This window comes from Sphingomonas sp. SL1004, assembly GCF_057815015.1.
Window position 1 is genome coordinate 562,501 of sequence record NZ_JBYMUX010000001.1, and the last position, 12,958, is coordinate 575,458.

11 protein-coding genes, 1 tRNA gene, 2 rRNA genes and 1 pseudogene (1 of these 15 cut by a window edge) are annotated in these 12,958 nt (G+C 59.8%); 12 read left to right on the top strand and 3 right to left on the bottom strand.

Translation table 11 applies throughout. The annotated features are described in order from the left end of the window. From AC3D24_RS02595 to AC3D24_RS02610, 4 genes are all read left to right on the top strand, one after another. Positions 1–2,227 (top strand): 23S ribosomal RNA (locus tag AC3D24_RS02595); it begins 569 nt to the left of the window's first position. Between the two features lie 217 nt (positions 2,228–2,444). After that, positions 2,445–2,559: ribosomal RNA gene (gene rrf / locus AC3D24_RS02600) — 5S ribosomal RNA — on the top strand. Between the two features lie 83 nt (positions 2,560–2,642). Further along, positions 2,643–2,719, top strand: a tRNA-Met gene (locus AC3D24_RS02605). A 185-nt stretch (positions 2,720–2,904) separates the two neighbouring features. Next, on the top strand, positions 2,905–4,152 hold the full coding sequence (locus AC3D24_RS02610) for a tyrosine-type recombinase/integrase (protein WP_489027910.1): 1,248 nt from the start codon (positions 2,905–2,907) through the stop codon (positions 4,150–4,152). Positions 4,153–4,314: 162 nt separating this feature from the next. On the opposite strand, the pseudogene AC3D24_RS02615 reads toward AC3D24_RS02610, so the two are convergent. The 3 genes and pseudogenes from AC3D24_RS02615 to AC3D24_RS02625 form a co-directional block, all read right to left on the bottom strand. Next, positions 4,315–4,841: pseudogene (locus tag AC3D24_RS02615) on the bottom strand (IS5 family transposase); the annotation flags it as partial. Between the two features lie 21 nt (positions 4,842–4,862). Beyond that, the gene (locus AC3D24_RS02620; RefSeq protein ID WP_489027912.1) at positions 4,863–5,534 is read right to left on the bottom strand and encodes a hypothetical protein; all 672 of its coding nucleotides are present in this window, start codon (positions 5,532–5,534) and stop codon (positions 4,863–4,865) included. 658 nt (positions 5,535–6,192) lie between these two features. Continuing rightward, on the bottom strand, positions 6,193–6,684 hold the full coding sequence (locus AC3D24_RS02625; protein WP_489027914.1) for an RrF2 family transcriptional regulator: 492 nt from the start codon (positions 6,682–6,684) through the stop codon (positions 6,193–6,195). A gap of 86 nt (positions 6,685–6,770) precedes the next feature. On the opposite strand from AC3D24_RS02625, the gene AC3D24_RS02630 reads away from it, so the two are divergent. The 8 genes from AC3D24_RS02630 to AC3D24_RS02665 all read left to right on the top strand — a co-directional run bounded on the left by AC3D24_RS02630 (position 6,771) and on the right by AC3D24_RS02665 (position 12,949). Continuing rightward, entirely contained in the window at positions 6,771–7,589 is an 819-nt protein-coding gene (locus AC3D24_RS02630; RefSeq protein ID WP_489027916.1) for a globin domain-containing protein, read from the top strand. A gap of 9 nt (positions 7,590–7,598) precedes the next feature. Beyond that, on the top strand, positions 7,599–7,964 hold the full coding sequence (locus AC3D24_RS02635; protein WP_489027918.1) for a hypothetical protein: 366 nt from the start codon (positions 7,599–7,601) through the stop codon (positions 7,962–7,964). Positions 7,965–7,975: 11 nt separating this feature from the next. Then, the gene (locus AC3D24_RS02640) at positions 7,976–9,049 is read left to right on the top strand and encodes an NAD(P)H-dependent flavin oxidoreductase (RefSeq protein ID WP_489027919.1); all 1,074 of its coding nucleotides are present in this window, start codon (positions 7,976–7,978) and stop codon (positions 9,047–9,049) included. Continuing rightward, complete coding sequence (locus AC3D24_RS02645) at positions 9,049–9,438, top strand: tautomerase family protein (protein WP_489027921.1); 390 nt, start codon at positions 9,049–9,051, stop codon at positions 9,436–9,438. Before AC3D24_RS02640 ends, AC3D24_RS02645 begins: the two co-directional genes overlap by 1 nt. 232 nt (positions 9,439–9,670) lie before the next feature. Further along, positions 9,671–10,393, top strand: coding sequence for a response regulator (locus AC3D24_RS02650; RefSeq protein ID WP_489027923.1), 723 nt, complete (start codon positions 9,671–9,673; stop codon positions 10,391–10,393). Position 10,394: 1 nt separating this feature from the next. Next, positions 10,395–11,639, top strand: coding sequence for a HAMP domain-containing sensor histidine kinase (locus AC3D24_RS02655; protein ID WP_489027925.1), 1,245 nt, complete (start codon positions 10,395–10,397; stop codon positions 11,637–11,639). Between the two features lie 88 nt (positions 11,640–11,727). Further along, entirely contained in the window at positions 11,728–12,648 is a 921-nt protein-coding gene (locus AC3D24_RS02660; protein ID WP_489027927.1) for a dioxygenase family protein, read from the top strand. Between the two features lie 130 nt (positions 12,649–12,778). Continuing rightward, the gene (locus AC3D24_RS02665; RefSeq protein WP_333922664.1) at positions 12,779–12,949 is read left to right on the top strand and encodes a hypothetical protein; all 171 of its coding nucleotides are present in this window, start codon (positions 12,779–12,781) and stop codon (positions 12,947–12,949) included. Positions 12,950–12,958: the final 9 nt, after the last annotated feature.

Genomic DNA, 12,958 nt, shown 5'->3' on the forward strand with positions numbered 1-12,958 from the left:
AGGGCTTTTATGGCCTGACAGCGTACCTCTTGCATAATGGGTCTGTGACTTAATGTATCAAGCAAGCTTAAGCCGATAGGTGTAGGCGCAGCGAAAGCGAGTCTGAATAGGGCGCCAGAGTTTGATGTATTAGACCCGAAACCCGGCGATCTAGGCATGACCAGGATGAAGGTGCAGTAACATGCACTGGAGGTCCGAACCGATTAACGTTGAAAAGTTACCGGATGAGTTGTGTTTAGGGGTGAAAGGCCAATCAAGCCGGGAAATAGCTGGTTCTCCGCGAAAACTATTGAGGTAGTGCCTCGCACGAACACCTTAGGGGGTAGAGCACTGGATGGGCTAGGGGGTCGCGAGATCTACCAAACCTAACCAAACTCCGAATACCTAAGAGTGATATGCGGGAGACAGACGGCGGGTGCTAAGGTCCGTCGTCAAAAGGGAAACAGCCCTGACCTACAGCTAAGGCCCCCAAATCGTATCTAAGTGGGAAAGCATGTGGGACTTCCAAAACAACCAGGAGGTTGGCTTAGAAGCAGCCATCCTTTAAAGAAAGCGTAACAGCTCACTGGTCTAAACAAGAGGTCCTGCGGCGAAGATGTAACGGGGCTCAAGATACGTGCCGAAGCTTAGGGTGTGCCACTTATGTGGTACGCGGTAGCGGAGCGTTCCGTAAGCCTGTGAAGCGATCTGGTAATGGGTCGTGGAGGTATCGGAAGTGCGAATGCAGACATGAGTAGCGATAAAGAGGGTGAGATGCCCTCTCGCCGAAAGACCAAGGGTTCCTGCGCAAGGCTAATCCGCGCAGGGTGAGCCGGCCCCTAAGACGAGCCCGAAGGGGGTAGTCGATGGGAACCACGTTAATATTCGTGGGCCTGGTGGTGTGTGACGGATCATGTGTGTTGTCATCCCTTATCGGATTGGGATGGCTTCGAAATGGTTCCAGGAAATAGCCCCACCGTATAGACCGTACCCGAAACCGACACAGGTGGTCAGGTAGAGTATACCAAGGCGCTTGAGAGAAGTGTCCTGAAGGAACTCGGCAAATTGCCTCCGTACCTTCGGAAGAAGGAGGCCCTCACTATGCGCAAGCACTTTGAGGGGGCACAGGCCAGGGGGTAGCGACTGTTTAGCAAAAACACAGGGCTCTGCTAAGTCGGCTTCAAGACGACGTATAGGGCCTGACGCCTGCCCGGTGCCTGAAGGTTAAGTGGAGGGGTGCAAGCTCTGAAATGAAGCCCAGGTAAACGGCGGCCGTAACTATAACGGTCCTAAGGTAGCGAAATTCCTTGTCGGGTAAGTTCCGACCTGCACGAATGGCGTAACGACTTCCCCACTGTCTCCAGGACATGCTCAGCGAAATTGAATTCTCCGTGAAGATGCGGAGTACCCGCGGTTAGACGGAAAGACCCCGTGCACCTTTACTGCAGCTTCAGAGTGGCATTAGGAAGAAACTGTGTAGCATAGGTGGGAGGCTTTGAAGCATCGGCGCCAGCTGATGTGGAGCCATAGGTGAAATACCACCCTGTTTGTTTCTGATGTCTAACCTCGTTCCGTAAGCCGGAACAGGGACCCTCTGTGGCGGGTAGTTTGACTGGGGCGGTCGCCTCCTAAAGAGTAACGGAGGCGCGCAATGGTGGGCTCAGGACGGTCGGAAACCGTCTGTTAGAGTGCAATGGCATAAGCCCGCCTGACTGCGAGACTGACAAGTCGAGCAGAGACGAAAGTCGGTCATAGTGATCCGGTGGTCCCTCGTGGAAGGGCCATCGCTCAACGGATAAAAGGTACGCCGGGGATAACAGGCTGATAACCCCCAAGAGCTCATATCGACGGGGTTGTTTGGCACCTCGATGTCGGCTCATCACATCCTGGGGCTGGAGCAGGTCCCAAGGGTTTGGCTGTTCGCCAATTAAAGTGGTACGTGAGCTGGGTTCAGAACGTCGCGAGACAGTTTGGTCCCTATCTGCCGTGGGCGTCGAAATTTGAGAGGAGTTGACCCTAGTACGAGAGGACCGGGTTGAACATACCTCTGGTGTACCAGTCGTTCCGCCAGGAGCGCAGCTGGGTAGCTATGTATGGACGGGATAACCGCTGAAAGCATCTAAGCGGGAAGCCTCCCTCGAGATAAGATTTCATAGAGCCGTCGGAGACCACGACGTTGATAGATCGGATGTAGAAGTGCGGTAACGCATGGAGCTAACCGATACTAATTGCTCTATTCGCGCTTGAGAGTCTCACACCATCAATGACAACACTGGGCAACCAGCTAGCCATCAGATGCGTGCGGATGATTAAGACGACGCCAGATTGCCAATCCCCTCGCCGTCGAGGGATTGGTCACAAATACCACTAACCTTGCACGGTATCGATTTTAAGCCCCCTCACCGCGAAAGCGGTGACGGGGTACCCAAAGCATTCCCCAACGTATCGTCGCACCGGCTCCATTGCCTGGTGGCTATAGCGTCGGTGTCCCACCCGATCCCATTCCGAACTCGGCCGTGAAACCCGACTGCGCCAATGGTACTATCGCTCAAGCGATGGAAGAGTAGGTCGTCGCCAGGCATTGAAGCCCGTGCGACAATACGTACAAGGAACGCTAAAACCCATTCACCATGTCATCTACCCTCAGTCCCTAACAGGACCGTCGCGGGGTGGAGCAGCCCGGTAGCTCGTCAGGCTCATAACCTGAAGGTCACAGGTTCAAATCCTGTCCCCGCAACCAAATCCAACATACCCACAACCGCCCAGGACATCCTGTGGCGGTTTTTTATTGCCTTTTTTCCACGACTTGCGCCGTCTCAGAGCCGGCATTGGCGTGCCAGCGAATGTCGCTGGGTGCCACTATGTCGATTTGCAATTGGGGGTATCTTCGGGGGTATGATGCCGGCCTCGGCAGGAGATACCCCCATGGCTCTCAAGGACCTCGAAGCACGCTACGCGACCAAACGCGACAAGGATTACAAGCTTGCTGACGGGGAGGGGCTGTACCTTCTCGTTCGGCCTAACGGCTCCAAGCTCTGGCGCTTCAAATACCGCTTTGCCGGCAAGGAGAAGCTGCTGTCGTTTGGACAGTACCCAAGCGTCGGGCTTGCTGATGCACGGCTGCGCCGCGCGGAGGCGAAGGTCGCGTTGGGGCAGGGGCTGGACCCGGGGGCCAGGGATAAGCCGACCGCCGTCACAACCTTCGAGGAGGCTGCACGCGCGTGGCACGCAAATAGGCTGGCCTCGCTCGACGAAGGTCATGCTTCGCGGCTCCTGACCCGGCTGGAGCGGGATGCGTTTCCGGCCTTCGGTAAAGTCGACCTTCGTGCCGTTACCAGCGCCGATGTGCTCGCGATGGTGCGTAGTGTGGAAGCACGCGGTGCACTCGACGTCAGTCGTCGTCTCAAACAGCATGTCAGTCAGATCTATCGCTTCGCGATTCCGCAGGGCTGGGCTGACAGGGATCCGGCCGAACATCTGAGCGACCTGCTCAAGCCGAAGCCTCGGACCCGGCATATGGCAAGGGTCGGTCTGGACGAGTTGCCGCAGCTCGTTCGCGCAATTGACCGCTATGATGGTGATGAGACGCCCAAACGGCGCGCGGTCACCCGCGGCGCGTTATTGTTCACGCTGCTGACCTGGGCGCGGACGAACGAAACCCGGCTGGCGACGTGGGACGAGTTTGAGGGGCTCGATACGCCTGACCCGATCTGGCGGGTGCCTGCTGCCCGCATGAAGATGGAGCGCGAACATATCGTCCCGCTTGCACCGGCGGTCGTGGCGCTGCTGGCCGAACTGCGGAAGATCAGCGCGGTGACGTATGTGTTTGCCGGCGACAAGCCCGGCAAGCCCATATCGCAGAACACCATGATCTACGGCTGCTACCGGATTGGCTATCGTGGCCGCCAGACCGTCCACGGGTTCCGCGGGATCGCGTCGACATGGGCCAACGAGGCCGAATGCTACCGCCCTGACTGGATTGAAATGTCGCTTGCTCATGTCGAGCGCGATGACGTCCGCGGGGCCTATAACAGCGCGCAGTACCTCACACCGCGTAGGCGGATGCTTCAGGCTTGGGCGGCTACCGTCATGCAGATGATCGACGCCGTGTCCGACCAAGACGCAGCTCCAATCCCGGCGAAATTCGCTTCCGATAGCGTACTCGTTGCGTGAGCGCATTTGAAAGCGGACCGTCCGCATTTCTGGTGGATAGCGGCCTGACCGCTTTGGAGAAGCCGGGGGCGGTAAGCAGCCCTTCATTCAGGATCGGTCGGTCGGCAGCTGTGCGCCCCGATGTCGCCGTGCAGCGGCCGATCCGCTAGGGCTGAGACTCAATCAGAGCCAGAATGCGAGCGCGGTTGCGATGGCGATGCCAGAGAGGAAGTTGGCGGCGAGCTTATCGTAGCGGGTGGCGACACGGCGGAAGTCCTTGAGACGGCAGAAGGCGTTCTCGATCAGGTGGCGGCCACGGTATCGGTCCTTGTCGTATCAGATGGCGCGTTTGCGGTTGCGCCGCCCCGGAAGGACAGGAACGACCCCGGCGTCACGCAGCGAGCGGCGCAGCCGGTCGGCATCATAGCCTTTGTCAGCGAGAAGGTAGCGCATGCGGCCGGCACGTTCGAGGAGTGCGGGCGCCGCTTTCACGTCGCTGACATTGCCGGCCGTCAATATCAACGCATAGGGGCGGCCGATGACATCGGTGAGTGTGTGGATCTTGGTCGTCCATTCGCCGCGCGAGCGACCGATCGCCTGGATCTGGCGCCCCCTTTTGCGCCGAAGGCCGCGCGTTGCGCCTTGATGTAGGTGCTGTCGATCGCCGTACTCTTCGTCACCGCGCCGGCATCCACCAGCGCGGCGAGCAGCTTGGCGGCGCAATCAGGCGTTCAGATGACGAACAACGGATGGGTCGGCGCGGAGGGGCCGCCGACCCGTTGCGTCAAGCTAATGGGCAGGCCATTATCGGTGCGGCAGATCGTAAGGTCGACGGGCCAATCCACGGCCGCGCCGGCTGCAGACCCCTGCGCCTTGTCGATGCAGGCCATCCCCCATGCAGCCAGGTCGAACGAACCGGCGCCGACGTTCTTGGCGGCGAACTCCGCCTTTGCGATCGCCAGAAACCCTGGCTGATCGGTGCCATCCGCATAAACGGGTCCGGGCTGCGGAGTGACCGCCTTGGAGCGCCAATCGAGGGTCATGATCTGTGCGGCGCCGCCGTTGCGGGCTGCTTCGGTGACGATCAGCGTCCCGTCAACTTTATGGGCGTTCGACTGATGCTTGAGCCGATCAATCTCCGCCTGCAGGCGCCCGTCGGCCACCTGCCCAAAGGCGTGCGCGATGCCGGCCGATGTCAGCATGCTCGAGTTACGATGCTGCCAAGACATCAGCTCGCCGATGAGCCGCTGAAGGCCCTCGCCGAAGCCCGTCTGCGAGATGACTACGTTCTCGCTCCAACGAAGCGCCTTGGGCGCGATGGTCGCAAAGCAGTAGACTGCGCGCTTGGTGTCGCTCGCGGTGAATGCAACGTCACCGCCCACATAGGTGAATATCGCCGTCAAAGTTCCTGCCTCCAATCGCCAGCCGTCTCCGGCGTCGACCGTCGCCGGGTCGCTGCGGTCGCCCTCGCGCCTGCTGCCACGCAAGGCTTACGCCGGCAAGCAGCCGAAGGCGACCATCGTGTTCCGCGCAGGTGCTTGCGGCTTATCGAAATGGCAATTGACCAACAAGAGCAGCAAGATGCGAAAAGACCTGAGCTGCCTCACGACCGCTTGCGCGCGTTCAGGGGCTACAAGCGGCCTGTCTCCTTCCGACCAACTCAAGCCCTTCGTGAAGCGAGTTGCGAATGGCAGCTTCGGACGGAACCCGTCATTCAAGGCCAAAACGATCGGCGGTCGCCGATCTTTGCGACCGAGCCCGTCCGGTAACCGGTCTTGAACACCGTCGTTCCTGACGTCACTCGGCACGAGCATCAAGCCGACCGGCGAGGGGTCATTGCCAACGGGCATCTATCGGGCACCTCTGTGCGGATAGCCGTACATGGGCTTTCCTGCACATTGTTTTCCAAACCGGTTGATGAACATTGGCCCGCGGCAACGGCCGGCTCTGGCGGGCCCGTATGCCGATGTTCGGAAAACGGCCGTTTTACGCACACCGCTTCCCGCCGCTTTTCTCAAAAAGGATGCTATATTGGGAATGCGAAGGGCCGTTCGCGCTCGCTTAGCTATGCTGATCGTCACTAATGGTAACGCCATCTGAGTCCAACACATCGCCCGAGACTGCGGCATCCGTATCACGCAACGCGAATAGCGCGCGTAGATCGGCCGGTCGGGTAGAAAGATCCGCGATCGTGTAGCGATCCAGCGTGGCAAGGAATGCCTTTGTCGCCTCAGCCAAGACGCGCGGCAGGCCACACGCGGGCGCGATCACGCAACCACCGCATTCCACCAGGTCAAAGCCGCCCTCGGTGTGACGCACCAAATCGCCAACGTTGATTTCTGCTGCTGGCCTCGCCAGCCGCAATCCCCCATTCCGTCCTCGGATCGTTTCCACGAAGCCGGCACGGCTGAGGTCCTGCACAACCTTCATCAGGTGATTTTGCGAGATCAGATAACGCGAAGCGATCCGACCGATAGAGGCCAGCTCGTTCTCATGCACCGCGAGGTGGATCAGCACGCGCAGCGCGTAGTCAGTGTATCGGGTCAGCTTCATTCAGATACGCTAATACCGGTATTCCGGTTGCATGTATATGGCAACGATAATAGAGGCATCTGCAATACCTCTTTATGGAGTCGCCCATGTCCGCGTCGTTGTCACCGCAAACCATCACCATCGTGAAGGCCACCGTTCCAGCGCTGGCCGAGCATGGCAGCGCCATCACTGGGGCGATGTATCGCCGGCTTTTCGAAGACGCGGAGATTGCCGCATTGTTCAACACAGCCAATCAGGAGAATGGCGCACAGGTCCATGCGCTGGCGACCGCCGTCCTTGCCTACGCTCGCAACATCGAGAATCTTGGTGCGCTTGGGCCTGCGGTCGAACGGATCGCGCAAAAGCATATCGGCTACGCCATCAAAACCGAGCATTATCCCTATGTCGCAACAGCCTTGCTCGGCGCGATAGAGGAAGTGCTCGGCGACGCTGCCACGCCAGAAATTCTAGCTGCTTGGGGCGAAGCATATTGGTTTCTCGCCAATATCCTGACGGGGCGCGAAGACACGATCCGCGCCGAAATTATGACGCACGAAGGTGGGTGGACCGACTGGCGCAAGTTCGTCGTCGCTGAGCGTCGGTCGGAGAGCGAAGGCATTGTGTCGTTCATTCTCAAGCCCGTCGATGGTCGTCCAGTGCTGCGCCATCGCGCCGGCCAGTATCTCACGTTCCGCTTCGACGCCGCGGGCTTGCCCGGTTTGAAACGCAACTTCTCAATTTCGTCCGGCCCAAGCGACGATCATTATCGCATCACCGTGAAGCGGCAGGCCGACGGGGGTGCGTCGGCGTTCCTGCACGATCAGGGTTTCCCTGGCGTGATCGTCGAAACTACGCCGCCTGCCGGCGATTTCTTCCTCGCCGACGTGCCGGAGCGCCCGATCGTATTGCTGTCTGGCGGTGTGTGACTGACGCCGATGGTCAGCATGATGGAAATGATTGCAGAGGCACATCCCGCCGCTCGCGTTTGGTACGTCCACGGGACGGCGAGCCGCGAAGCCCACGCTCTCGACGCCCATATCCGCGAATTGGCCGGTCAGCATGGCGGTACGAAGGTCCACACATTTTACGAACGGCGCAGCGAGGCAGACGATGCGGAAGCCGGGCTGGTCACGGTCGACTGGCTGAAAGCCAACACGCCATTCGAGCAAGCCGACTTCTACCTATGCGGTCCGCGTCCCTTCCTGCGCTCCTTCGTTCCCGGCCTGATCGGGGCGGGCGTACCATTGGGACAAGTTCACTACGAACTGTTCGGTCCGACTGACGAAGCGTTTGCGGCATAGGGATGCAAAGAATGCTCAACCGGCTCAACATAACGCTTCCCATCGTCCAGGCACCGATGGCCGGTGTCTCAACGCCAGTACTAGCAGCAACGGTATCGAATGCGGGCGGGCTAGGGTCGATCGGGGTCGGCGCGACCGACGCCAACGGCGCACGCGCGATGATCGAGGAAACCCGTGCGCGTATCGATCGCATCGACGGAGCCTTCAACGTCAACCTGTTCGTCCACGGCAACGCCACGGCCGATCCGGAGCGAGAACGGGTGTGGCTGGAATGGCTCGCGCCGTTGTTTGCTGAGTTCGACGCCGAGCCGCCCAAGGCATTGCGGACGATCTATAAGAGCTTTGCCGACGATGCCGACATGCTGGAAACGCTGCTCGCTCTAAAACCACCCGTCGTCAGCTTCCATTTCGGCTTGCCGTCTGCCGATACGCTCTCTGCCCTGCGCACGCGCGGGATCTACCTGTTGGCGACGGCCACCAGCTTGGAGGAAGCCCGCGCAATCGAAGCAGCCGGTATCAATGCTATTGTGGCGCAGGGTATCGAGGCAGGCGGGCATCGGGGCGTCTTCGATCCGGCAAAGCTCGACGATGCATTGGGGACGCTGGCGCTGACGCGCCTTCTGGTGCGGAAAACCAAGCTCCCTGTTGTCGCTGCTGGCGGGATCATGGATGGGGCGGGCATCGCAGCCGCACTCGACCTTGGCGCGGTTGCAGCGCAACTCGGCACGGCCTTCGTACCTTGTCCGGAATCCGCTGCTGATGATGCTTACCGCGCCGCATTGACCGGTCCGGGAGCGTATCACACGACCCTGACACCGCTGATTTCAGGACGCCCCGCGCGAGCGATTGCCAATCGTTTTACCGCGCTGGTCGAACACCTCTCCGGGCGGTTGCCGCCCGACTACCCCATTGCCTACGACGCCGGCAAAGCCCTCCATGCTGCCGCCAAAGCGCGCGGTGAACATGGCTTTGGCGCGCAATGGGCGGGACAGGGAGCACCGCTGTCTCGCGCCCTGCCTGCCACCACCCTCATTGAAACACTCGTGGGCGAGCTGCACGCCGTCCGCAATCGGAAGGACCAGTAATGCCGCTGCTCAACATTCATATCGTCAAGGGTCGCCCTGCAAATGCAGTCGCCGAATTGCAGCAGGTCATCCATGAAGCGATGGTGGAAGCGTTCCAGGTGCCGGTTCGTGACCGCTATCAGATCGTCACCGAGCACGAAGCTACTCACCTTGTCATGGAGGATACGGGCTTGGGCTTTGAGCGCACCGGACAGCGTGTTTTGATCCATATGACGACACGTCCTCGCTCGCAGGAAATGAAACAGGCATTTTACCAAGCGGTGACGCGCGGCCTTGCCGAGCGCTGCGGGATTGAGCCGCAGGATGTGATGTTCTCTGTGATCGAGAATAGCGACGCGGACTGGAGCTTTGGGTTCGGGACTGCGCAATTTCTCACTGGCGACCTATAAACAAGGGTCGTTTTCGGCCGTTTACGCACAGCGCCTCGCCTTTCTTTCAAACTGGATCTGAACAAAGACGATCAGAGGGAGACGGCATGGTAATCTAACAGTTCCGACCGGTTTCGGACCTCGTTGGCGCTGCGCTCTCGTTCGTGATTGTTGCAGCCCCGCAATGCTACGGATACGTTGCCGGGGCAGCGGTCGTGCTATGCTCGACATTGCACCAGCCCCACAGGATATGATGGATCTCTCGACCCGCCTCCTTATCGTCGATGACGATCCGGGCATTCGCGAGCTGACCACCGCGTTTCTTGTCGGGCACGGCTTTGTGGTCGATGCCGTGCCGAACGGCTCCGAGATGCGCGCCGCGCTGGCACGCGACCGTTATGATCTCGTAATTCTCGACGTGATGATGCCGGGCGAAGATGGACTGTCTATCCTTCGCTCCCTCGATCGAACAACCGGCCCTGCCGTCATCATGCATTCAGTGATCGGGCAAGAAGTCGATCGTATTATCGGTTTGGAGATGGGGGCTGATGACTATCTGGCCAAGCCCGCCAACCCGCGCGAACTACTGGCACGCATCCGCGCGGTCCTGCGCAGAGGTGCGAGTACGTCAGCGCCGCTTGTTCGAAGCCGGGTGTTTTTTCGTTTTTCTGGATGGCGCGTGGATCCGGTTGCGCGCGAACTGCTCGATCCCGACGAAGTGCTCATCAATCTAACCGATGGCGAGTTTCGCCTGCTGTTGACGCTGATCGAGCACCCGCGCCGTGTTCTGACGCGCGACTTCATACTCGATCATTCGCGCGGCATGAACGCGGAACAGTTCGACCGTGCGATCGATGTCCAAGTTAGCCGCCTGCGTCGTAAGCTCGCGCGCGACGATGGGCGCGGCGGTGAAGAGCTGATCCGGACCGTCCGCAACGAAGGATATCTGTTCACCGCCGATGTGCAGCGGCGCTGATATGCCCGCCAAACGCGCGGCGTCGATTGCGCAACCGATCTTCCTGTTAGTTATCGCCGCAATCGTGCTCGCGACTGTCGTCACGTTCGCGATCACGTTCAATGGCCCCCCGCCACGTCCAAGACCGATTCCTGATACGGACATCTTGGCAGCCTTGCGTGGCACGGTCGTGCCAGGCCTCATCGTTCTTCCAGGACGGCAACCCGCCCGCCCCGGCGAAACGCCAGACCTTGAACATGATGCCGCCCTCGCCCGAGCTCTGGGAAGCCCGGTTTTCGGCTTCTACGCTCAGCAAGAGCAAGAGCGAGAGCAGGCAGGCGAGGTCCGTGGTGGGTTCACTGTGTCCGGGCGTACGATGGACAAGTGGCGCACCGTTCGCAGCCCCGATCGTCCACTCATAACCAGCTGGCACGTTGTAACATTTGGCGGGATGGGATTCGCGCTGATCCTTCTGTCGATTCCGGCCTGGATAATCACCCGCCGCATCTCGCGTCCGCTCCAGCATCTTGCCAGCGCAGCCCAAGCTGCGCGGATAGGTTCGCCATTGGCGGCACCGCAAGAAGGCTCGCGCGAAGTACGCGAATTGGCTGTCGCATTTAGCGACATGCACGATCGTATTGGTCACCATGTGGAAGGTCGCACCACGATGCTCGCGGCCATTGCGCATGATCTTGGAACGCCCTTATCGCGCCTCGCCTTCCACATTGAGGGTCTACCCGAAGCGGCGCGCGCGCGCGCCGCTGCCGATGTCGATGAAATGCGCGCAATGATCGGTGCAGCGATCGGCTTCGCACGTGACGAACTCGTGAAAGGACCAGCGCTCCGCTTCGACTTGGGGAGCCTGCTCGACAGTTTGGTCGAGGACACGCGTGCAGCGGGGAAGGATGTGACGATCACTCCTGATGCGCGCGTGGTGGTGGTAGGTGACCCTGCTGCGCTGAGACGGCTATTCGCCAATCTAATCGACAACGCCATCCGTTATGGCGACCGCGCACGCGTTGGATGGCGTAAGCTCGACGGAGCGGTGGCTGTCACGGTGGAGGATGACGGCCCAGGCATAGATCCTGAACAAGCCGAACGTCTCTTCGAGCCGTTCGTTCGCGGCGACCCGTCCCGTAATCGGGAAACCGGCGGCACGGGCCTTGGACTCGCTATCGCTCGGGCCATCGCCACCCGCCACGGAGGACGGGTGACGTCCGAGCCAAGCGAAAACGGCGCGCAAATCCTAGTCGTACTGCCCTGCTGAAATATTCTGCAATAAATCCAGCCAGTCCCGAAATACGGTCGTCCAGCGCCTCCCCGACAAGCGTGATTTAAAGCACGAGGAGAGACGCATGAACGACCCGCACATGATCGAAGAAGCAGAGCATGGTCACGGCCTGGCCGAGGACTTGGTCCTCATGCACCGTCTTGCTGATCGTCGGCGCGCTCTGAAGTGGTTTGCCGGGGTCGGCACCGCTGCGCTGGTGACGGGCTGCGGTGGAAGCAGCAGCGACAGTTCCGGGACTGTTTCTGTCGTTTCGGGCGGGACGACCACCGCAACGCCGACGCCGACCACCACAACGACCACAACGACAGCTACTCCGACTAGCACAGCCACGTGCATTGCCGATCCAACGGAAACCGCAGGCCCCTATCCAGGCGATGGCACCAACACAGCCAGTGGATCGACGAGCAATATCCTTACCATAAGCGGGATCGTGCGAAGCGATATTCGGAAGAGCTTTATCAGCACCACGACGGACGCAGGAGGGGTGCTCGTTACTGTCACCCTGACGCTGGTGAACGTCAACGCCACGTGCGCGCCACTCAGCGGATACGCCGTTTATCTGTGGCACGCCGATCGGTATGGCCATTACTCACTCTATACAGCCGCGGCCGAGAGCTACCTTCGCGGTGTCCAGGTCACCGACGCTAACGGACAGGTCACCTTCACCACCTATTTTCCGCCTGCCTATGACGGTCGGTGGCCGCATTATCATTTCGAGGTTTTCTCGTCGCTCTCGAATGCACTCAGCGGAAAATACTCTATCTTGACCTCGCAGCTTTGTATGCCAGCAGCGATTTGCAACACTGTCTTCGCTGACACAACGACATATCCAAGTGCAAAAGGTATCTTTGCAGGTCTGTCACTCAGCACTGACAACGTGTTTGGTGTTAATACGGCCGCGCAGCTCGCGCAGCAGACGCCAACATTTACCGGTAGTGTCGCGAGTGGCTACACAGCGACAGCATTGATCGGGATCGCTCGGTAAGAAGTCATCGGCCTCGGAATGACGATCAACGCATAGAATGGACCCTGAAATGCGCTGACGACGAACGGGCTGCCGGGAAACCCCACGCCGGGGTTTCCCGGTACTGGACAGAGGCATCAAGCCTTGTTGAATGCTCCGAACTTCCGCTAGCTTCTTTGCAGCGCCCGCGTGGCGGCTGTATGAGCCTGTGTTCTCTACCGAGCCGATGGTGTGCGGCTACGCCTGCGCGCGCCGCTGGATCGAAGGAAGGCTCGCCATGGTGTTTACCAGCGCCGGCCCGAAGCTCTTCACCGCCTGCTGAACCAAAAGG